Below are 25,127 nucleotides of genomic sequence, written 5' to 3'. Positions count from 1 at the left end.
CGCATCGACTGCGCGGGCGGCCGCGGCCGGTCCGTCGGCAACGGCAGCACGTCCGGCAGACCGCTGAGCGTGGTCCGCCAGTAGTCGATCTGCTTGGTGGCCAGTGAATCCGACGCGTTCTCGTCGCCGAGCAACTCGTGCTGCCAGAGCGAGAAGTCCGCGTACTGGACGTCGAGAGGAGCCCAGGCAGGTTCGGACCCGGCGGCGCGCGCGCTGTAGGCGATCACCACGTCGCGCGCCAGCGGTGCCGTCGAGGCACCGTCGGAGGAGATGTGGTGGACCACGATGACCAGCACATGCTGCTCGGCGTCGATCCGCAGGAGACGCGCGCGGACCGGGACGGCCTTCGCGACGTCGAAACCAGCGGTGACGAGGGAGATCACGCGCTCACGCAGGGTGTTCTCGTCGGCGACATTCTCCACGTCCAGCGAGGTGAAGCTCCGGGTCCGCGACAACACGACCTGGCCCGGACCGTCTCCGGTGTCGGGATACGTCGTGCGCAGCGTCTCGTGCCGTTCGACGACGTCGCCGAGTGCCTGCTCGAGCGCCGAGACGTCGAGGTGGCCGGTCAGCCTGATCGCCAGCGGAATGTTGTAAGCCGCCGACGCCGTGTCGAACTGGTTGATGAACCACATGCGGGACTGCGCCGGGGACAGCGGAATCCGGGCCGGACGCGGTTGCGGCACCAGGGCCGGGCGGCTCGCGCCCGCCGAATCGGACTGCTCGGCGCGAGCCGACAGCGCGATCACCGTCGGAGCCTCGAACAGTTCGCGCACACCGATCGACGTGTCGAGCGCGGCGTTGACGCGGGCGACCACGCGTGTCGCGACCAGCGAGTTGCCGCCGAGGTCGAAGAAGCTCGTGTCCACGCTGACCCGCTCGTGACCGAGCACGTCCGCGAAGACTCCCGCGACGATCTCCTCGACGGGCGTACGCGGAGCCTTGTAGTGGTCCACGGCGCCACCGAACTCGGGTTCGGGGAGCGCCTTGCGATCGAGCTTGCCGTTGATGTTCAGCGGCAGCGCGTCGAGGGCGATCAGCGCGGACGGCACCATGTATCCCGGCACCGACCGGCCGGCGAACGTGAGAACGTCCGCGTCGTCGACGGAGACGCCCTGCTCCGGCACCACGTAGCCGACGAGCCGGTCCCCGGTGTGACGGTCGTGGTGGACCACGACGACGGCCTGCGCCACCGACGGGTGCGCCACGAGCGCCCGCTCGATCTCGCCGAGTTCGATCCGGAAACCGCGGACCTTGACCTGGAAGTCGCTCCGGCCGACGTAGTCGAGATTACCGTCGCGGTTCCACCGCACCAGGTCACCGGTGCGGTACATGCGCTGTCCGGCGTCGCCGAACGGATTGGCGACGAACCGTTCCGCAGTGAGGTCGTGGCGGCCGAAGTAGCCGCGCGCCAACTGCTCGCCCGCGAGATAGAGCTCACCCGTGACGCCGGCGGGAACGGGGTGCAGACGCGAATCGAGAACGTACGTCTGCGTGTTCCATTCAGGCCTGCCGATCGGCACCGAACCGTCGCGCTCGTCGCCGCACCGGTAGTGGGTGACGCTGACGGCGGCCTCGGTGGGGCCGTACAGGTTGAAGATCTCCGCGTCGGAGACGTCGCGGAAGCGGAGCATCGTGTCGGCAGGCAGTGCCTCACCGATGCAGAGCACACGTGTCAACGACACCAGCTGGGCCGGTTCTGCCACCGCGACGAACGCCGACAGCAGCGAAGGCACGAAGTGGACGGTCGAGACCTGCTGCTCCGCAACGAGTGCGGCCAGGTACGACGGGTCGCGGTGGCCGTCCGGTGTGGCGACGACCAGACGTGCGCCCGCGGTCAGCGCCCACCAGAACTCCCACACCGACAGGTCGAACGTCGCCGCCGTCTTGAGCAGCACCGAATCCTCGGCGGTGAGCGGGTATTCCGACTGCTTCCACCGCAACTGGTTGGCGATCGCTCGGTGCGCGATCGCCACACCCTTCGGGCGGCCGGTCGAGCCGGACGTGTAGATCACGTACGCGGCGTTCTCCGGCCGCAGCGGCGCGATCCGCTCCGAGTCGGTGAGCGGGGACGGGTCGATTCCGCCCAGATCCAGTTCGTCGAGAAGGAGGTAGTCGACCTCGCCCGGCAGTCCCCCGACGACGGCGCGGGTCGCCAGGACGCAGACGGGTTGCGCACTCTCGAGCACGTACGCGGTGCGCTCGGCCGGATGGTCCGGGTCGATCGGCAGGTACGCACCGCCGGCCGCGGCGATCGCGTACATGCCGACCAGCAGTTCCACCGAACGCGGAATCGCCAGGCCGACCACGGTTTCCGGGCCGACCCCGCGGCCGACGAGATGCCGGGCCAACCGGTTGACCCTCGCCGAGAAGTCGGCGTACGTCAGCGACTCGCCCTCGAACACGAGAGCAGTGACGTCCGGGTTCTCCGCGGCGACGCTCGCGAACATGTCCGCGAGCGTCGTCTCCGGCAGGGCCCGCTCGGTGTCGTTCCATCCGGACACCACGAGCGCGCGCTCGTCGCTGCTCGCGAGCGCCAGGTCGCCGACCGCGGTCCGCGGCGAATCCACCGCGGCGGCCAGGACGCGGCGGAACATGTCCGCGAAACGCTTGACGGTGGCGGCGTCGAACAGGTCGGTGGCGAACGTGAACACGCCCGACATCTGCTCACCCTCGGGGCTGTCGCCCAGGATCAGATGGAGGTCGAACTGGGCGGTGTCGCCCTCGACCTCGAGCGGTGTGACGGTGAGGTCGGGCAGTTCCAGCTCGGCCTTCGTCGTGTTCTGGAACGAGTAGCCCACCTGGAAGATCGGATGGTGGGCCATCGAGCGTGCCGGGTTCAGGACCTCGACCAGGCGCTCGAACGGGACGTCGGCGTGCGAGAACGCCTCGAGGTCGGCCTCCCGGGCACGATCGAGGATCTCGTCGAACGTCTGCTGCCCGTCGACCTGCACCCGCAGTGCGAGGGTGTTGACGAACATGCCGACGACGTCGTCGAGTTCGCGCTCGCCGCGGCCTGCGATCGGGGTGCCCACCGAGATGTCCTCGGCGCCGGACAACCGGCTGAGCAGCACCGCGAACGCGGCGTGCACGGCCATGAACACGCTGGCGTTGTGCCTGCGGGCCAGCGCTGCCAGACCGCGGTGCACCTCGGCGTCGATGGTGAAGTCGATCCGCGACCCGCGCAGGGACTGCACGGGCGGTCGCGGCCGGTCCACCGGCAGCTCGAGGAGGTCGGGCACGCCGGCCAGCGTCTTCTTCCAGAAGGCCAGCTGGGCGGCGATCAGGCTGTCGGGGTCGTCCTCACTGCCGAGGAGTTCACGCTGCCAGATCGCGTAATCCGCGTACTGCACCGGGAGCGGCGCGAAGCCGGGTTCCCGGCCTGCCGCCCGCGACGCGTACGCCACCATGACGTCGCGCACGAACGGCGCAGTGGATTCGCCGTCGGTGGACACGTGGTGCACGACGAGTGCCAGCACGTAGTCCTGCGGGCCGACCTCGAACAGTCGCGTCCGGATCGGCGGAACGTCGGCGGTGACGTCGAATCCGGCGGTGACCATCTCCACCAACTGCTCGCGCAGTTCGTCGTCCGACACCGCAGCGGGCGTCAGGTCCAGCCGGACCTGGTCGGCGGGGAGGATCACCTGACGCGGGCCCTCCGGCGAGTCCGGGTAGATCGTGCGCAGCGACTCGTGCCGGTCGAGCACGTCGAGCACCGCGGACTGCAGCGCGTCCACGTCCAGCGCACCGGTCAATCGGACCGCGAGCGGAATGTTGTAGGCGGGCGAGTCCGGGTCGAAGCGGTTGATGAACCACATCCGGGACTGCGCCAGCGACAACGGGACGAAGGCAGACCTCTCCCGCGGCGCGAGGACGGGCCGCGGTCGGACGTTCTCGTCGGGGGTGCCGATGCGGGCGGCGAGGCCCGCGACCGTCGGCGCCTCGAACAGTTCCCGCACTCCGATGCGACGACCGAAGACCTGCCCGGCCCGGGACACGACACGGGTGGCGCTCAGCGAGTTTCCGCCGAGGTCGAAGAAGCTGTCGTCGACGCTGACCTGCGCGAGTCCGAGCACATCGGCGAAGATGCCTGCGATCGTCTCTTCCGCCGGCGTCGTCGGGGCACGGAACTCCGCGCCCGCGGTGACGAACTCCGGCTCGGGCAGCCGCGCGCGATCCAGCTTGCCGATGCCGGTCAGCGGGATCTCGTCGAGGAGGATCACGACGGACGGCACCATGTACGGCGGAAGCGTCTCGCCGACAACCGACTTCAGCAATTCCGGATCGACCGTCGCGCCGTCGGCGGGCAGGACGTACGACACGAGGGTCGTCAGCCCGGCCGGGTTCTCGCGACCCACGGTCACCGCGAACTCGACGTTCGGCTGCGCGGCCAGTGCGGCGTCGATCTCACCGAGTTCGACGCGGAATCCGCGGACCTTCACCTGGAAGTCGGACCGGCCGACGTACTCCACCCGGTGTCCGTCCGCCCAGCGCACGACATCGCCGGTGCGGTACATGCGCGCGCCGGGTTCACCGAACGGGTTGGCCACGAACCGCTCCGCCGTGACCGACGGACGATTGTGGTAGCCGCGGGTCACCGACGGACCGCAGATGTAGAGCTCGCCGGGAACGCCCTCCGGCACCGGACGCAACCGCGAGTCGAGGATGAGGGATTCGACGCCACGCAGCGGCGAACCGATCGTCACGCGCTCGCCCGCCACCATCGGTTCGGTGATGGTGACGATGACCGTGGTCTCGGTGGGTCCGTACGCGTTGCGCATCTCGCGGCCGGGAGCCCACCGCGCCACGAGTTCCGGTGTGCAGGTGTCGCCGCCGACCACGACGGACGTGACGGAGTCGAGGCCGTCGGGGTCGACGGTCATCAGCGCCGTCGGTGTCATGACCACGTTGTTGACCCGTTCGCGGCGGATCAGGTCGGCGAGTTCGTCGCCGCCGTAGACGTCCGCGGGCGAGATCACCAGGGTGGCGCCCGCGCTGAACGCGGCGAGCATCTCCCCGACCGACGTGTCGAAGCTCGGTGACGCCACGTGCAGGAAACGGGAGTCCGGTGACACGACGTAGTGCTCGCGCACCTCGCGGGTGAGGTTCGCCAGACCGCGGTGGGTGACCACGACGCCCTTCGGCTTACCCGTCGAACCCGAGGTGTAGATGAGATACGCCGGGTGGTCGACCGTCAGCGCGCAGCGCAGATCCGCGTCCTCCACCGCGTCCGCACTGCGGGCACCGATCTCCTCGGCAGCCGCGGTCTCGTCGAGGACGATCCACGGCACCGTGCCGGGAAGGTCGTCGTGATGGCGGGCGACCGTCAGTCCGAGGACCGCCTCCGAATCGGACAGCATCTCGCCGATCCGCTCGAACGGCAGCTTCGGGTCGACGGGCAGGTATGCGCCGCCGGCCTTGGCGATCGACCAGATCCCGAGGATGGATTCGACGGAACGCGTGATCGCCAGTGCGACATAGGTCTCCGGCCCCACGCCCCGATCGATCAGGACGCGCGCCAGCTGATTCGACCGCTCGTCGAGTTCCCGGTACGTGACCTCGCGTCCCTCGAAGGTCACCGCGACCGACTCCGGGCCGATCTCGACACCCGAACGCAGCAGTTCGGGCAGTGTGCGCGGCTCGATCGACTGCGGTCCGCGGACCGGGGCGATCGCGGCCTTCTCCGCGGCGTCGAGGATCTCGATGTCGCCGAGGACCACGTCACGGTCGGCCGACACGGCATGGAGAATCCGGCCGAACCGGTCCGCGAAGCTCAGAACGGTCTGCTCGTCGAAGATGTCGGTCGAGTAGTTGAACGTCGCGGCGATACCCGCGGCGGCCCCGTCGACGTAGCGCTCGCCGACGCTGAGCTGGAGGTCGAATTTGGCGACCTCGAGCGGGGCGTCGAGCGCCGAGATCTCGAGACCCGGGAACTCCATCCGAACCGATTCGTTGTTGTCGAACGACAACGCCACCTGGAACAGCGGCTGGTGCGCCGTCGACCGTGGGACGTCGAGTACCTCGACGAGACGCTCGAACGGAACGTCGCTGTGGCTGAACGCATTCAGATCGGTGGCGCGCACCTGTGCCAGCAGGTCGGCGAAGGTGTCGTCGGGACGCACCGACGCGCGGAGCACGAGGGTGTTGACGAACATGCCCACGAGCCTGTCCAGTTCCTGCTCGCCGCGGCCGGCGACCGGCGTGCCGATCGCGACGTCCGTCTGCGAAGACAGCCGCTCGAGCAGGACCGCGAGCGCGGCGTGCACGACCATGAAGAGGGTCGAGTTCGTTTCCTGGGCGATCGCGAGCAGCCCACGGTGGGTCTGCGCGTCGATCGTGAACCGTGCCGACGCGCCGCGCAGCGACTGCACCGGCGGCCGGGGCCGGTCGGTCGGCAACTCGAGCACCTCGGGGAGCCCGCCGAGCGCCTGCTGCCAGTAGCCGAGCTGGCGGGAGACCAGCGATTCGGGGTCGGACTCGTCACCGAGCGACTCACGCTGCCACAACGCGTAATCGGCGTACTGGACGGGCAGCGGTTCCCACCCGGGAGCGCTGCCGGCGGAACGCGCCGCATAGGCGGTCATGATGTCGGTGAAGAGGGGCGCCAGCGACGCACCGTCGGCCGAGATGTGGTGCACGACCATCATCAGGATGTGGTCGGTGGGGTTCACCTCGAAGCAGGCGACCCGCACCGGCACCGTCTCGGTGACGTCGAATCCGGTGGCGCCGAGTTCACGCAACCGCGCGTACAGGTCCTGCTCGTCGGCGACCGGGGTCGGGGTCAGATCGGACACCACGTCGGCTGCGGGCAGCACGAGCTGGTGCGCGTCCTCGTCGCCGACCGGGAAGACCGTCCGCAGCGACTCGTGCCGCTCGACGACGTCCGCCCACGCCGCATTCAGCGCCGCCGGGTCGATCGAGCCGGTCAACCGCACCGCCAGCGGCAGGTTGTACGCCGGGGAGGACGGATCGAACTGGTTGACGAACCACATCCGCTGCTGAGCCAGCGACAGCGGGATGCGGTCGGGCCGCGGACGGGCGACGAGCGCGGGACGCTGTTCGCCGGTACTCGCGGTCGCCTCGAGCAGCTCCGCGAGTTCCGCGACCGTCGGATTTTCGAAACACTCCCGTACCGACAGGTGCGCACCGAGCGCGACCCTGAGCCGGGCCGTGAGCCTCGTCGCGCTGATGGAGTTGCCACCGAGGTCGAAGAACGAGTCGGTGGACCCGACTCGATCGGCGCCGAGCACCTCTTCGAAGACCCTCGCCACGATCGTCTCGACCGGCGTACGAGGGGGTACGTACTCCACCGCGACGGTGGTGAACTCGGGCTCGGGCAATGCCTTTCGATCCAGCTTCCCGCTGGCACCGAGAGGGAAGCTGTCCAGGACGACGATGCGGGCGGGCACCATGTACGCGGGCAGGAGCTGCGCCGCTGCGTCCTGCACCGACTTCGTGTCGATCTGGGCGCCGGACCGCGGAACCACGTAACCCACGAGATTTTCGCCGGTCGCGTCGCTTCGATGGATCGTGACCGCGGCCTGCGCCAACGACGGATGCGACAACAACGCAGCCTCGACCTCGCCGAGCTCGATCCGCAGGCCACGCAACTTGACCTGGAAGTCGCTGCGTCCGAGGTACTCGAGGTTCCCGTCGGCGCGACGTCGAACGACGTCGCCCGTTCGGTACATTCTCTGCCCGGCGCCGCCGAACGGGTTGGCGACGAACCGGTCGGAGGTCAGATCGCTACGTCCGACGTAGCCGCGCGCCAACTGGGTGCCCGCGAGATACAGCTCGCCGGGGACCCCGACCGGCACCGGACGAAGACGCGAATCCAAGACGTGGAGATCGGTGTTCCACACCGCACTTCCGATGGGCACGGTGCCGCGAACGTCCGGGTCGACGTGCCCGGCGGTCGCGTGCACGGTGAATTCCGTCGGACCGTAGAGGTTGTGCAATTCGGCATCCGACAATCCGCGGAACGCCTCGGCGGTCGCCGGCGGAAATGCCTCGCCCGCGACGAGCACCACTCGAAGGCTGAGCAGGTCGTGTCGATCGGCTTCGCCGACGAACACCGACAGCATCGACGGCACGAACGACGTTGCGGTGACGCCCTCACGCGCAATCAACGCCGCGAGATACTCGGGATCACCGTGACCGTCGGGTGACGCAATCACCAGACGAGCACCCGAGACGAGCGTCGCGAACAACTCCCAGATCGACACATCGAATGTCGCCGGAGTCTTCTGCAGCACGACATCGTGTGCGCCGAGCCCGTACTCGTCGACGATCCACGAGATCTGGTTCAGGACCGCCGCGTGGCTGACCGCGACGCCCTTCGGCCGTCCCGTCGAACCGGACGTGTAGATGACGTAGGCAGGGTTCGACGGCCGAAGGGCCCCCCGGCGCTCCTCGTCGCGCACCGGCGCGGCCGAAGCGTCGACAGGAAGCTGGTCGATCTCCACCACGCGGTATCCGTCGGGCAGGGTGAGAGCATCTCGCGCAACCGTCAGGACACAGAGCGGCGAGGCGCTGTCCAGAACGTAGGACGTGCGGTCGGCCGGATGGTCGGGGTCGAGCGGAACATAGGCGCCACCCGCCTTCACGATGGCGTACATCGCGACCATCGAGTCGATCGATCGCCGAATCGCGAGAGCGACCCTCACCTCCGGCACGACACCCATCTCGATCAGGCTTCGCGCGAGTCGATTGACGCGATCGTCGAACTCGGCATAGGTCAGCGTCTCGTCGCCGGACACCAGGGCCACCGCGTCCGGCGTCCGCGCCACCTGCTCGTCGAACAGGTCGACGAGGGTGCGGCTTTCGTCCGTGCCTGCCGCGGTACCGGCTGCGGTGGCGTCCGCGATCACGCCGGCGAGGACACCGGCGAACGTGTCCGCGAATCCTTCGCCCGACGAGCCGTCGAGCAGTCCGGGCAGCAGGGTGGACAGGGCCACCGTCACCGCGGCCTCCGGGCCCACGCCCACACCGGCGAGCGTGCGCGCGAGTTCCGCGGACTTGTCCCGCAACTGCGCGTACGTGACATCGGTGCCGTTGTGCGACAGCGCGATTCCGTCCGGGTTGATCGACGCCGCGCCGTCGAGGAGTTCGGGCAGCGACTTGGTGGCCGTCAACTCCTCCGAGATCGAGTGCGACATCAGGGACTGCGCCCCCTCGTCCGGCACGGCCAGACCGGCCTTCTCGTCCTCGGTTAGGATGTCGATGTCACCGACGACGGCGTCCGCGTCGGCCGTGACGGCCTCGAGCACGCGAACGAAGCGATCGGCGAAACCGCGGACCGTCGACTCGTCGAACAGATCGGTGGCATAGGAGAACCAGCCTCGCATGCCGTTCGCGACGGATCCCGCGTCGAACCGCTCCTCGACGGCGACGCCGAGATCGGTCTTGCTCGTGGTGAGTCCGCTCTCGAGGACCTCGACGGTCAGCCCGGCGAGCTCGAGCTTCGGCCGTTCCAGGTTCTGGAAGCTCAGCATCACCTGCGCGAGAGGCGCGTACGCGGCGGTGCGCGACGGACGGAGCACCTCGACGATCTGCTCGAACGGCACGTCGGCGTTGCCGAATGCATTCAGATCGACCTCGCGTGCCTGCGTGAGCAGCGTGCTGAAACGGGCGTTCTGGTCCACATCGGTGCGCAGCACGAGCGTGTTGACGAACATACCGACGAGATCGTCGAGCGCGCGGTCACCGCGGCCCGCGACAGGGGTGCTGACGGAGATGTCGCTGGTGTTGCTCAGTCGCCCCAACAGCACGGCGAGTGCGGTGTGCACCACCATGAACAGCGACGCCTGGTGGGTCTGTGCGAGTTCGTTCAGCGACCGGTGCACGTCCTGCCCGATCTCGAACTCGATCAGACCGCCCTGCGGGTTGCGGACGGCCGGGCGCGGCCGGTCGGCGGGGAGGTCGAGAACCTCCGGTGCATCGCCAAGCGCGTGCGTCCAGTACGCGATCTGCTTGCCCGCGAGCGACTCCGGGTCGTCCTCGGAGCCGAGGAGATTCCGCTGCCACAGGGCGAAGTCCGGGTACTGCACGGGCAGCGGCGAGAAGCTGGGCTCCTCCCCCTGCACGCGAGCGCCGTAGGCGCCGAACAGGTCCCGTGCGAGCGGGGCCATCGACGAGCCGTCCGCCGAGATGTGGTGGACGACGACGACGAGGACGTGGTCGCGTTCCCCGAGTTCGAACAGGGCGGCGCGCACCGGGACGTCGGCGGTGACGTCGAAGCCGGCCGATGCCAGCGCGACGACCCGCTCCCGCAGTTCCTGCTCGTCGGCCACGCGGACGACGTCGAGCCCGGACTTCGTGTCGGATGCGGACAGGACGACCTGGTAGGGGCCGTCGACGGAATCCGGGTACACCGTGCGCAGCGATTCGTGCCGGGCGACGACGTCGGCGATCGCCGAACGCAGCGCGTCGGCGTCCAGTGCGCCGGTGAGCCGCAACGCCAACGGGATGTTGTACTCGGCCGATTCGGGATCGAACCGGTTGGCGTACCACATCCGCTGCTGGGCCAGCGACAGCGGCAGCCGGTCCGGACGCGGTCCGGCGGTGACGGGCGGTCGGGCGCCGCCGTCCACACCGAGCTCTTCCAGCCTGCGCGCCAGCTGCGCCACCGTGGGAGCCTCGAAGATCTCGCGCACCGGAGCGTCGATGCCGACGGCCTCGTTGATCCGCGCCATCACGCGGGTAGCGGCGAGCGAGTTTCCGCCGAGCGTGAAGAAGGAGTCGTCGGCACCGACCACGTCGACACCGAGCACCTCCGCGAACACTGCGGCCACCCGCTGCTCGAGAGCGGTTCCCGCGGCACGGAACTCACGGTCCTCCGCCAGGAACTCGGGCTCGGGCAGGGCGCGGCGGTCGAGCTTGCCCACCGGGGTGAGCGGGATGGCGTCGAGGGTCACGATCGTCGACGGCACCATGTACGTGGGCACGAACTCGCCCACGAAGTCCAGCATCCGGGTGACGTCCACCTCGGCGCCCGGCACCGGAAGCACGTACGACACGAGGACCGAATCCCCGGACGGTCCCGGCAGCACGGACGTCGTGGCGAAGTCGACGGCGGGGTGCTTGGCGAGCACCGCGTCGATCTCGCCGAGTTCGATGCGGAACCCGCGGACCTTCACCTGCTGGTCCGAGCGGCCGACGTAGTCGACGGTCAGCGCACCGTCCGCGTCCTTCGTCCAGCGCACGACGTCGCCGGTGCGGTACATCCGGTCGCCCGGCTCACCGTACGGGTTCGCGACGAAGCGTCCCGCGGTCAGCGGCGTGCGCCGGTGGTAGCCACGGGCGAGTCCGAGACCCGACAGATAGAGGTCACCTGCGATACCGACCGGAACAGGGCGGAGCCGATCGTCGAGGACCAGCGCGCTGGTGCCGCGGATCGGACCACCGATCGTGACCGGGCCGCCAGCGGCCATCGGGTCGCTGATGTTGGTCATGATCGTGGTCTCGGTGGGACCGTATCCGTTGAACAGCGAACGTCCGGGTGCCCAGCGCGCCGCGAGTTCCGCCGGGACGGCCTCGCCGCCGGCGACGACGAACTGGAAGTCGTCGAGCCCGGACGGATCCACGGACGCCAGCGCCGAAGGCGTGACGAAGCCGTGCGTGACGCGGTGCTCGCGCAGGAACTTCGCGAACTCGGGTCCGCCGTACACATCGGTGGGAGCGATCACCATGGTGGCACCGGCGCCGACCGCGAGCAGCAGTTCGAGAACGGACGCGTCGAAGCTCGGCGACGCGAAGTGCAGCGTCCGCGAGTCCGTCGTCACCTGGTAACGCTCACGCTGTTCGGCCGCGAAGTTGGCGAGACCCCGGTGCGTCACGACGACGCCCTTGGGTTGCCCGGTGGTGCCGGACGTGTAGATCACGTAGGCGCTGTTGGCCGGTGTCACCGCCGTGCGACGCTCCGCCTCCGCGACGGGAGCGGTGGAGTACCGCGCGGCGGCATTCTCGAAGTCTTCGCTGTCGAGGACCAGCCAGTCCACGCCCGCCGGAAGCCGGCCGACCTCGGAGCTCACGGAAAGCCCGAGCGCCACACCGGAATCGGTGACCATGTGCGCGATGCGCTCGTCCGGGTACCCGGGGTCGATCGGCACGTACGCGCCGCCGCTCTTGGCGACCGCCCAGATGCCGGCGATCGACGCGATCGAGCGGGTGATGCCGAGTCCGACGAACGTCTCCGCGCCGACTCCGCGCTCGATCAGGATGCGCGCCACACGGTTCGAGCGCTCGTCCAGCTCGCGGTAGGTGATGCTGTCGCCGCCCGAGACGATCGCGACCCCGTCGGGGTTCGCGGCGACCGCCGCGGACAGCAGTTCGACGAGAGTCGTGGGCGGTGTGCCCTCGATACCGCGGACCGGTGTCAGTTCCGCTGTCTCCTCGGCGTCGAGGATGGTGATGTCCCCTACCGCGATGTCGGTTCCGCCGCCTGCGACGGCGGCGAGGATCCGCACGAAACGGTCCGCGAAGCCCTGCACGGTCTCCGCGTCGAAGATCTCGGTGGCGAACCCGAGAACGCCGGTGATCCCGGTGGGCGCACCCTCGTCCGACCACAGTTCGCGCAGGTCGACGGTGAGGTCGAACTTGCTGAACTCGACGTCCACGGCGCCGGGTGTCGCCTCCAGTCCGGCGAATTCGAGCGACGGAATGCCGTTCACCTGATGGGTCAGCACGACCTGGAACAGCGGCGAGTACGCCGTGGACCGGGTCGGCTTCAGGGCGTCCACCAACTGCTCGAACGGGACATCCTGATGGCTGAACGCGGCGAGGTCCTGGGTGCGGACCTGCTCGAGCAGTTCGGCGAAGGACGTTCCGGGCTCGACCTCGGTCCGCAGCACCAGTGTGTTGACGAACATGCCGACGAGGTTCTCGAGCGCCTCGTCACCGCGACCGGCCACGGCGGTGCCGATAGCGATGTCGGTGCTCGAACTGAGCCGTGCCAGCAGCACGGACAGCGACGCGTGCAGCACCATGAACAGCGACACGTTGTGTGCGCGCGCGACCTCACCGAGACGACGGTGGATGTCCTCGTCGACGGAGAAGCCCACGGAGGCGCCTGCCATAGACCGCACCGTCGGGCGGGGCCGGTCGGTGGGGAGTGCCAGGACGTCGGGCACACCCGCGAGGGTCTTCGACCAGAAGTCGATCTGCGCCGCGGCCAGGGAGTCGGGGTCGTCCTCGGAACCGAGCACGTCCCGCTGCCACAGCGCGTAGTCCGCGTACTGGACGGGCAGCGCCGGCCAGGCGGGCTGCGTCCCGTCCTGACGGGCCGCGTAGGCCGTCATGACGTCGCGGGCCAGCGGCAACGTGGACGCGCCGTCGGACGCGATGTGGTGCATGACCAGCACCAGGACGTGGTCGGTCGCGCCGAGCCGGAACAGGCGGGCCCGGACCGGGATCGTGTCGGTGACGTCGAAGCCGGTGGAACCGAACTCGAACATCCGGTCCCGCAGGTCCTCCTCGCGGACGTCGACCGGCTCGAGAGCGAGGTCGATGCCGGCGGCGGGCAGGATCACCTGGTGCGCGCCGGAATCGGAGTCCGGGAACACGGTCCGCAGCACCTCGTGCCGCGCGACGACGTCGGACAGCGCCGCAGCCAGGGCGGCGACGTCCAGCTCGCCGCGCAGTCGCACGGTGAGCGGAACGTTGTACGCCGGGGACGACGGGTCGAAACGGTTGAGGAACCACATCCGCTGCTGCGCGAGCGACAGCGGCAACTCCCGGGGGCGCTCGCCCGCGACGAGTGCCGGCCGGGTGGAGCCGTGGTGAGCCCGGTCCTCGACGAGCTTCGCGAGGGTCGCGATCGTGGGGGCCTCGAACAGATCACGGATCCCGACCTCGGTGCCGGTCGCGGACGTGACGCGGGCAGCGACGCGGGTGGCGCTGAGCGAGTTGCCGCCCAGGTCGAAGAACGACTCGTCGACACTCACTCGCGTCGCGGAGAGGATGTCACCGAAGATGCCGGCGACGACCTCCTCGAGCGGGGTGCGCGGCGCGACGAATTCGACCGTGCTCGTGGCGAAGACCGGCTCGGGGAGGGCCTTGCGGTCGACTTTGAGATTCGCGTTGAGCGGCATCTCGTCGAGCACCATCACCGTGTCCGGGATCATGTGCGACGGCAGCACGTGCCGCAGTGCGTCGAGCGTCGCATCGACGTCGAGTTCGGCGCCTGCGGTCGCGGTGACGTATGCGACGAGCCGGGGACCCTGCTCGCTGTCGTGGACGACCACCACCGACTTCTGCACCGCGTCGGTCGCGTTGAGTGCGGATTCGATTTCGCCGAGTTCGATTCGGAGACCGCGGATCTTCACCTGGAAGTCGCTGCGGCCCACGAACACGAGCCCGCCGTCGGCACGCTCACGGACGAGGTCACCGGTCCGGTACATGCGGGCGCCGGGCCCCTCGAACGGATTCGCCACGAATCGTGACGCGGTGGTGCCGAACATGTTGCCGTACCCGCGGGCCAGGACCTGGCCGCCGATGTAGAGGTCACCGGTCACTCCCGGCGGCACGGGGCGCATCCGGCCGTCGAGCACGTGGTACCGGACACCGCGGAACGCGGCGCCGAACGGGACCGGCCACGACTCGGCATCCTCGGTGGACAGGTCCAGTTCGTACGAGGAGCAGGTGACCGATGCCTCGGTCGGGCCGTAGTTGTTGAGCAGGCGCGAGTCCGTGCCGATCAACGCCGTGCAGGCTGCAGGCCGCAGCATCTCACCGCCGAGGAGGACGACCTTCAGATTGGGCAGGACGCCCTCGGTGTCCAGTTCGGTGAGGACTTCGAACGCACTGGGTGCGAGGTTCGTGATCTGGACCTCGCCCGTGCCGATCATGCGGAGAATCGGTCCCGGATCGAAGCCGTCGTCGGCGAGGTGGAGCACACCGCCGTACGCGAGACCCACCCAGATGTTCTTCTGAGTCTGGTCGAACAGCGGGGAGTTCGCGATCAGCAGTCCGGTCCCGTCCTTCACCCGGAGGTCGCACTGGTACGACTGATAGTTGTTGGACAGGCCCAGCATCGGCACCATCGTGGGCTTGGGCCGCCCGGTCGAGCCCGACGTCGAGATGACGTGCCCGAGGCGCGTGCCTGCGTGCTCGTCCGACCACGGGTCGTGCGGGAAGTCGGTGTCGTCGAGCGATTCGAGGTGGCGCGCCGTCTCGGGGTCGTCGAGCACGATCGGGTCGTCGAGCGCCGCGTTCCCCGTGGGTGCCTCGGTGAGCCCGCTCCAGGACCGGGTGGCCACCACGGTCCGCGTGCCGCTGTCCTCGACGAGGCCCGTGATCCGCTCCATTCCCCACTTCTGGTCGAACGGGGAGTACGCCGCGCCGACCTTCCAGGTGGCGAGCATCCCGATCACCCATTCGACCGAACGGGGGGTGAGCAGTGCGACGACGTCGTCGGGGCGGACACCACGGGACAGCAGTTCGCGTGCGAGCTGGTTGGCCCGGCGGTTCAATTCGCCGCGGCTGGTCTCGACGCCGCCCGCCACGACGGCGCGAGCCTCCGGGTCGCGCTCGACCCACTCCTGCCAGCGCGTGACGAAGAGTTCGAGGGGCCATCCCGACCTTTCGGTGACCTCCGCCTCCGGCGTCGCAACGATCTCCGGTGCGGGCGCGGCGATCTCGATGTCACCGACGAGGGCGTGCGCGTCCGCGATGACCTGGTCGAGGATCGTGCCGAAGCCGTCCTTCCCGTCCTCGGACGGCGGAGCCATCATGATCGTGGGAACCAGACCGGACAGCACCACGGAGACGATCGCGTCCGGACCCATCCCCCGCTCCGACAGCGGCGCGGACATCAAGCGGAGCCGCTCGTCGAACTCGCGGTACGTCACCTGCATGCCGTCGTGAGCGACGGCGACGGCGTCGGGAGCGACCTCGACCGCAGCGGCCAGAAGCTGCGGCAGCTCGCGAACGGTCATCGTGCGTGCGGGCCTGACAGGGCTCAACTTTGCTCTCTCGTGTTCGGTGAGAATGTCGATGTCGCCTACAGCGACACCGGGATCGGTGACGACGGCCTCGAGGATCCGGACGAACCGCTCGGAGATCCGTTCCGCGGTGCTCCGCTCGAACAGGTCGGTGGCGAACGTGAACCTGCCGCCGAGGCCTGCCGGTTCACCCGACTCGTCGGCCTTCTCGGTGATCGTCAACGTGAGGTCGTACTTGGCGCCCTGCGCCATGTCCTCGATCACGCGCACGGTCAGCCCGGGCAGTTCGAGCGCGTCCATCCGGTTGTTCTGGAACGACAACATCACCTGGAACAGCGGCGAGTACGCCGCCGAGCGCCGGATCCGCAGTGCCTCCACGATCTTCTCGAACGGCACGTCGGAATTGCCGAACGCCGCCAGGTCGCCTTCGCGGACCCGTTCGACGAGATCGGCGAACGAATCCCCCGGCCGCACGCGGGTGCGCAGGACCAGGGTGTTGACGAACATGCCCACCAGGTCGTCGAGCGCCTGATCGCTGCGTGCGGCGAGCGGGGTGCCGACGGTGATGTCGTCGCTCGTGCTCAGCCGCGACAGCAGCGTCGTCAACGCCGCGTGCGTCACCATGAAGAGCGAGGCGCCGCGTTCCCTGCCGACCGCTTCGAGGCCGCGCCGCAGTTCGGGGGTGATCGCGAAGTCGATCGAATCGCCTCGCATCGACTGCCTGGCCGGGCGTGCGTGGTCCAGCGGGAGGTCGATCAGCTCGGGTGCCCCGGAGAGGGTGTCGGCCCAGTGCGCGATCTGCTTGCCCGCGAGCGACCGGGTGTCGGCGGGGTCGCCGAGGACCTCGCGCTGCCACAGCGCGAAGTCGGGGTACTGCACCGGCAGCGGCTGCCACAGCGGAGCCGCACCGGCGGTGCGCGCGCTGTACGCGACCATGACGTCGCGCGCGAGCGGCGACATCGACGCGCCGTCGGCGCAGATGTGGTGTACGACGAGGACGAGCAGGAACTCGCTCTCACTGGTGGCGAACAGCCGGATACGCAGCGGGGGCGCGACCGTGACGTCGAATCCTTCGGTGGCGAATTCGGTGAGCGCCGTGTGGAGTTCGGCCTCGGTCACCGGGACGGGCGTCAGGTCGAACGGAACCTGCGCGGTGTCGACGACCTGCTGGTACGGGCCGTCACCGGAGTCGGGGAACACGGTCCGCAGCGACTCGTGCCGCGCGAGTACATCCGACACGGCCGACGACATCGCGTCGATGTCGAGCGAACCGGACAGACGCACGGCGAGCGGAATGTTGTACGCCGAGGACGCCGTGTCGAACCGGTTCATCAGCCACATGCTCTGCTGCGCCATCGACAGCGGAACCCGCTCGGGGCGCGGCCGCGCGACGAGAACCGGCCGGTCGGAGCCGGTGCCGGCCTGCTCGGCCACCTTCACGGCGAGCCGTTCCACGGTCGGTGCCTCGAACAACTCGCGCACACCCAGACGGGTACCCGCGGCAGCGTTGAGCCGGGCGACAGCCTTCGTCGCCACGAGCGAGTTGCCGCCGAGGTCGAAGAACGACTCGGCGACACTGATCTTCGCGAGGCCGAGCACGTCGGCGAGCACACCGGCGACCAGTTCCTCGGTGGGCGTGCGCGGCTCGATCATCTCGCCCTGCAGGGCGTCGAAGTCGGGCTCGGGCAGAGCCCTCCGGTCGAGTTTGCCTGCGGTGGTGAGCGGGATCTCGTCGAGGACGACGACCGCGCTCGGCACCATGTGCGCCGGAAGCATGTCGCCGACGAAATGCGTCACCTCGGCCACGTCCACCGCGGCGCCCGCGGTGGGCAGCACGTACGACACGAGGGCGGTCGAACCCGACGGCATCGACGTGCCGAGGGTGGCCGCGAATTCGAGGTCCGGGTGCTTGACCAGAGCGGCGTCGATCTCGCCGAGCTCGATCCGGAAACCACGGACCTTCACCTGGAAGTCACTGCGGCCGACGTACTCCACGCCGTAGCCGGCGCGGTGCCCGTGGTCGACGACGAACCGGACGATGTCGCCCGTGCGGTACATCCGGCTCCCGCTGTCGCCGAACGGGTTCGCGACGAATCGTTCGGCGGTGAGGCCGAGACGGTCGTGGTAGCCGCGGGCGAGGCCTGGGCCTGCGATGTACAACTCCCCCGCCACGCCGACGGGTACCGGGCGCAGCAATTCGTCGAGAACGTAGACGGTGACACCGCAGACGGGACCGCCGATCTCGATCCGGCTCCCGGGCACCAGCAGGTTGCTGACGTTGCTCATGACGGTGGCCTCGGTGGGTCCGTAACCGTTGTACATCCGGCGCCCCGGCGCCCAGCGGTCCACCAGTTCCGGCGGGCACGCCTCGCCGCCGACCACGACGACCTCGAGCCGGTCGAGTCCGGCCGGCTCCACCGATGCGAGCGCGGCCGGCGTGACGAAGGCGTGGGTGATTTCGTTGTCCGCGAGGAAGTTTCGGAGTTCCTCACCGCCGTACAGGTCGGCGGGCGCGACGATCATCGTCGCGCCGCAACCGAAGGCGAGCAGCAGTTCGAGGACGGACGCGTCGAAGCTCGGGGACGCGAAGTGCAGAGTCCGCGCCGACGGGCTCACCCCGTAGTGGGTGCGCTGCTCGGCGGAGAAGTTGGCCAGACCGGTGTGGGTGACGACGACGCCCTTGGGTAGACCGGTGGTACCGGACGTGTAGATCATGTACGCCGGGTGCTCGAGCCGAACCGACGCGGTCCGCTCGGAATCCGTGACCGGCTCCGCCGACTTCGCGGCGCACAGCGCGTCGCACTCGGACGAGTCGAGGGCGAGCCATTCGACGTCCGAGGGAAGGGTGTCGCGCTGAGCGGCCACGGTCAGGCCGAGAATCGCACCGGAGTCGACGACCATGTGTGCGATGCGCTCGGACGGGTAGCGGGGGTCGACGGGCACGAAGGTGCCGCCGGCCTTGGCAACGGCCCACGTTCCGATCACCGAGTGCAGCGAGCGCGTCATCCCGAGCGCCACAGACGTTTCCGGTCCCACACCGCGATCGACGAGAACCCGGGCGAGCCGGTTCGAGCGCGCGTCGAGTTCCGCGTAGGTCAGCGATTCGCCATCCGCGACCAGCGCGATGCGCTCACCGTTCTCGGCTGCGGTCGCGGCGAGGATCTGCGGCAGCGACAACGGTGCGGCGGCGTCGGTGCCGTGCGCCGCCAGCAGGGACGCGCGCTCGCCGGGAGCGAGGATGTCGATGTCCGCGACGAGCGTGTCGACGTCCCCGGACAGCGCACCGAGCACGCGGACGACCCGCTCCATGATCTCCTCGACCTCGGCGGCCTCGAAGATCTCGGGAAGGAACTTGGCCGTCAGGTGCAGCCGCGGGTCGGTCATCGCGACGATCGCCAGCGGGTAGTGGGTGGCGTCGTTGGACGTCACGTCGAGAACGCGGAGACCCTCGATGTCGCTGCTCTTCGTGAGCGCCTCACGGTCGAGCGGGTAGGACTCGTAGACCATCAGCGTGTCGAACAGCGCGCCGAGGCCGAGTCCCTGCTGGATGTCGGTGAGCCCGACGTGATGGTGATCGAGCAACTCGGTCTGCTCGTGCTGGATGCGGTCGAGCAGCGTGCGGACGGCGTCGCCGGCCCGGACGCGCACCCGCACCGGCAGGGTGTTGATGAAGAGCCCGAGCATGGACTCGATGCCGGGCACCTGCGGCGGACGACCCGAGACGGTGGTGCCGAACACCACGTCGTCCCGTCCGGTCAGTCTGCCCAGCACGATTCCCCACGCGGCCTGGACGAGGGTGTTCATGGTGACGCCGAGTTCGCGCGAGCGCGCGGTCATGTCGGCGAGCAGGTCGTCCGGCAGGTCGATCACCAGCTCACCGGGGGTGAGCGTCGGGGCGGTCTCCGCGTGCGCGGGTGCGAGGAGGGTGGGCTCCTCGATGCCGCTCAGGGCCTTCGCCCATGCGGCCACGGGCACCTGCGGGTCCTGCGCGGACAGCCACTCGAGGTAGCTGCGGTACGGACGCGGCTGCGGCAGTGCCAGCGCGTCGCCGTCCACCGCGTACAGGGTCAGCAGATCCTGGATGAGGATCGGCAGCGACCAGCCGTCGAGGAGGATGTGGTGGTTGGTGACGGCGAACCGGTAGCGGTCCTCGCCCGTCTCGACCAGCAGGAATCGCACGAGAGGCGGCGCGGTCATGTCGAACCGGTCGGTCCGGTTCGCGAGCATCAGCGCCTCGAGTTCCGCAGCACGGTCGGACTCGGACGCGGCCGAGAGGTCGACGTGCGTCCACGGCACGTCCACCCGGTCGACGACCACCTGCATGCCGGTGCCGTCGTCGCCCGCGACGAACGCGGTGCGCAGGTTGGGGTGCCTCGCGACGAGTGATTCCGCGGCGCGGCGGAGGCGGTCGGTGTCGACGGATCCGCCCAGGTCCATCACCAGCTGGGTGGTGTACACGTCGGTGGCGGTACCGGCCAGCGACGCGTGGAACAGCAAGCCCACCTGCAGCGGGGCCAGCGACCAGACGTCGGCGAGTGCGGGGTAGTCGCTCTCGAGGGTGTCGATCCGGCTCTGACTCAGGGAGACGAGGTCGAGGTCCGACGGCGTCCGGCCACCGGCTCCGGGCCGCTTCGTGTGTTCGACGAGCCCTTCGAGCGCGCGCGTCCACAGGCCGGTGAGCTCGCCCACCTCGGCGTCGGTGAGGACGCCCTGGGGGAAGTCGACGGTGGCCGAAAGTCGCTGTTCTCCTTCGACATCCACGATCATCGCGTTGATGTCGAGGGCGAAGTGCACCGGCATCTCGCTGTTGCGGGTACCGGTCAGCTCCATCGTGTCGGTGTCGGGCACCCAGCCCGCCGCCCGGAACGCGTCGGGGATCTCGCCCACCGATACGCGGCCGAGGTAGTTGAAACTGATCTGCGGGCTCGGCAACGCCGCGAGAACCGCGCGGGTCTCGGCGTTGAGGAATCGCAGCATTCCGTAGCCGATGCCGTGCTCGGGTACCCGGGCGAGTTGTTCCTTCACCGACTTGACGGCCCGACCTGCGGCCGCGCCGCCGGCGAGGGCGTCGCGCACGTCGACGCCGGGCGCCGACAACCGGACCGGGAACATGCTGGTGAACCAGCCGACCGTGCGGGAGAGATCGGCGCCGGGCAGCACCGTCTCCTCGCGGCCGTGGCCTTCGAGGTGCACGAGGGTCGAGGACTCGGTGACGCCGCGTTCCGCGCGCCACGCCGCGACGGCGAGGGCGAGGGCGGTGAGGAGGCCGTCGTTGACGCCGCCGTGGAACGCGCGCGGCACGTCGGTCAGCAGACCGTCGGTGACGTCGGCCGGGACCTCCAGGCGGACCCGGCCGGTGGTCGAGACCGTGTCGCGGCCGTCGAGGGCGCGCGAACCGATCAGCGGGTCCGCACCGTCGAGAGTGGTGCGCCAGTGGTCGAGTTCGGCCACGCGGCGGGCGCTCCGGGCGTTGTCGGCGAGGCCGTGCGCCCAGCGGCGCACCGACGTGCCGACCGCCGGGAGCAGCGGGTCGGCACCGGCGGCAATCTGCGCCCACGCGGATGCGAAGTCGGGCACCAGCACTCGCCAGGACACCCCGTCCACGGCGAGGTGATGGATCACGACGAGCAGTCGTCCCGTCTGCGGGGTGCTCTCGTCCTCCCCGCTGACGCCGTCCTCGCCGTCCAGCGGTGCAAGATCGCCGGAGTCCTCTGCGGGCGCGAACCAGACGAAACGCACCACGCTGCCGGTCGCCGGGTCCAGCTTGTCCACCGTGCGGTCGAGGGCGTGCGCGGCGAGCGCCTCGAACGAGTCGGTGCCGGGTCCCTCGCTGAACTCGACGCGATCGACGAGCCGGTCGACGTCGACGGAGCCGATCGGTGCGACCTCCAGCGACCATCCGGCCGGAGAGTCGGTGCGGCGCAACGACGAACGCAGAGCGTCGTGGCGATCGACGACGGCCGCCAGCGTGCGCACCAGGCGGTCCCGCTCCACCTTCGGCGGCAGGGCCAGGAGAATGGACTGGGAGAAGCGGTGGAAGTCGCCGCCCAGCTCCGTCATCCAGTGCACGACCGGTGTCAGCGGCATCGTGCCGATACCGGCGCCGGGAAGTTCCTCGAGGACGTGCACCGTCGCCGACTCGGATGCCGACTTCGCGACCTCGGCGAGCGAGGCCACGGTCTTGCGCTCGAAGACGTCGCGGGCCGTGAACAGGACACCGGCTTCCTTCGCGCGGGACACCAGCTGGATCGAGACGATGCTGTCGCCACCGAGCGCGAAGAACGAGTCGCCGACACTGACCCGCGGCAGACCGAGAACTTCGGCGAACAGTCCGGCGATCGACTCCTCCATGGTGCTGCGAGGGGCCACGTACTCACTGGACTCCGCCGCGAACGTGGGTTCGGGCAAGGCCTTCCGGTCGAGTTTGCCGCTCGCGCCGACCGGCATCTCGGCGATCACCACGACGGCGTCGGGAACCATGTACGAGGGCACCGCGCGGCCGACGTGGACCGTCAGATCCTCGACGTCCACCGCCGAACCGGGTTCGGGGACGACGTACCCGACGAGCCGCTGTCCCAGGGAGCTGTCGTGCACGACCGCAACCGATTGCGCCACATGCGGATACGAGGACATCGCGGCCTCGATCTCGCCCAGTTCGATGCGCAGGCCGCGCACCTTCACCTGGAAGTCGGTGCGGCCGAGGTACTCGATGCTGCCGTCGACACGCCACTTGACGAGGTCGCCGGTGCGGTACAGACGGGTTCCCGCGGCGCCGAAAGGATTGGCCACGAAGCGTTCTGCCGTGAGCTCCGGCCTGCCCTCGTAGCCGCGCGCGACCTGGGCGCCCGCGAGATAGAGCTCTCCCGCGGATCCGATGGGAGCGGGCCGGAGGTGGCCGTCGAGCACGTACGCCTCGGTGTTCCACACCGGGGTGCCGATGGGAATCGTGTGGAGGGTCTCCCGATCCACCTCGCCTGCGGTGGCGTGCACGGTGAACTCGGTGGGGCCGTACAGGTTGTGCAACCCGGCGTCGGACTTCGCGCGGAACGCCGCGGCGACGGCAGGCGGAAACGCCTCTCCCGCAACGAGAACGACGCGCAGGCTGACGAGTTGTTCGCGGTCCGCTTCGGCGACGAACACCGACAGCATCGACGGGACGAACGATGTCGCCGTGACCTTCTCGCGCGCGATCACGTCGGCGAGGTAGGCGGGATCGCGATGCCCCTCGGGTGCGGCGATCACCAGGCGCGACCCGGAGGCGAGTGCGGCGAACAGTTCCCACACCGACACGTCGAACGTCGTCGGGGTCTTCTGCAGCACGACATCGTTCGCATCGAGCTCGTAGCGCGACGCGATCCACGTGACCTGGTTCAGGACCGAAGCGTGGCTCACCGCCACGCCCTTCGGACGTCCGGTGGACCCGGACGTGTAGATGACGTAGGCCGGGTTCGCCGGCCGCAGATCGGCTGCCCGTTCGTCGTCGCGGATCGGGCCGGCCGGGACGCCGCTCAGATCCAGGGCGTCGATCTCCAGGACGTCCTGATCGGCGGGAAAGACGAGGCCGTCGCGCGCGACCGTGAGGATGCACAGCGGGCGGGCACTCTCGAGTACGTACGCCGTGCGCTCGGCGGGGTGGTCGGGGTCGAGTGGCACGTACGCGCCGCCCGCCTTGACGACGGCGTACATCGCGACCATGGAGTCGAGCGAGCGGCGGATCGCGAGGGCGACCTTCGTCTCCGGACCCACTCCCCTGCCGATCAGCGTCCGGGCGAGACGGTTCACCCGCGCGTCGAACTCGGCGTACGTGAGCTCCTCGCCGTCGAAGACGAGTGCCGTCGCGTCGGGGGTGCGCCCGACCTGGGCGTCGAACAGGTCGACGACGGTCCCCGCCGGCGGCGACACGACGTCGCCGTTCCACCCGGTCACGACCTGTGCGCGTTCCTCGTCGCTCATCGCGGCCAGGTCCGACACCGAGGCGTCGTCGCCGGCGCCGAGGAAGCGCTCGAAGAAGTCGAAGAAGCGGCTGTGGTGACGGTCCAGCTCGTCCGCGGAGTACAGGTTGGGGTTGGCCTCGAAGTCGATGTGGATCTTGCTGCCTGCCACACCCTGGTAGATGTTCAGGGAGAGATCTTCGACCGGTCCGGTGGTGAGGACGTTCTGGTGTCCGGTGACCGTCCCCAGCTTGATCTCGCTGTGGAACATCATGATGTTGATCGAGGGACCGAAGAAGCCACGCTGCCCCTGGGGCGCTCCCGCGTCCCGGCGGATGTCCTCGTGGCGGTACCGCTGGCGGCGCAGGGCGCCGGTCAGCTCGATCTGAACGCTCTTGACCAGCTCGGGGACGGTCATCTCCGGGGTGATCTGGAGCCGGAGCGGAACGATGTTCGACACCATTCCGCCGGAACGGCGCAGCGTGGCGGTGGTGCGCGCCGAGACCGGGAGGCTGAGGACGACGTCCGTCCGGTCGGTCATGTGGGCCAGGTACGCGGCGAATGCGGCCACCACGATGGGCGCGGAGCTGGCGTTGCTGCCGCCGAGGGCCTCGTCGAGCAGGGTGGCGGTGGACTCGGGCAGTGCCTCGGAGGAGAGCCGCGCGAACTTGCCCACCATGGCCGCACGACCGGCGAGGCTCGGGGCCTCGGGCAGGTGCGCGGTGCGTTCGGCCCAGTATTCGCGATCCTTCGCGAACCGCTCGGAGTTGCGGTACCGCTGCTCGTCCTCGACGATCCGGACCAGGTCCTCGGCGCGGCAGGCCGGCGGCTCGGTGCCCTCGACCAGCGCCGTGTAGATCTCGGCGATGCGTGCGATCAGCGCCATCGCGCCGAATCCGTCGAGCGCGATGTGATGGATGCGGCAGAACCAGAAGTAGTGATTCTCCCCGACGTGGAGCAGGTAGACCACGACGAGGCGGTCTTCGAGGAGGTCGACGGGGGCGCTGTAGTTGGCCCGCATCCACTTCTCGGCGGCGTCGACGGAATCGCCCTCGCCGCGGAGGTCGACGTAGGTGATGGCGTCGTCGAGGGACTTGTCGACGTACTGGTAGGGCATCCCCTCGATCTCGACGAGGCGGAGGAAACCGGAGCCGAACTCCCGGCCGGTACGGACCGTGGCCTCGGTCAGCAGGTCGAGGTCGATGTCACCGCGAAGCTCGATGTACTGGGCGATGGTGAGAGGAACCTCGCCCAT

1 protein-coding gene (cut by a window edge) is annotated in these 25,127 nt (G+C 69.4%); it reads right to left on the bottom strand.

What is annotated here, in order from left to right:
* On the bottom strand, positions 1 to 25,127 hold the 5' portion of the coding sequence (locus tag QM693_RS26605) for a non-ribosomal peptide synthase/polyketide synthase (protein ID WP_502942677.1). 8,602 nt of this gene lie to the left of the window's left edge; 25,127 of the gene's 33,729 nt are visible here — the first part of the coding sequence; its start codon is at positions 25,125 to 25,127; the stop codon falls past the left edge of the window.

Origin of the sequence: Rhodococcus sp. IEGM 1305 (assembly GCF_030058635.1) — a bacterium.
Taxonomy (GTDB): Bacteria; Actinomycetota; Actinomycetes; order Mycobacteriales; family Mycobacteriaceae; genus Rhodococcus_F; species Rhodococcus_F opacus_D.
This window is presented reverse-complemented; position numbering and strand designations above follow the sequence as displayed.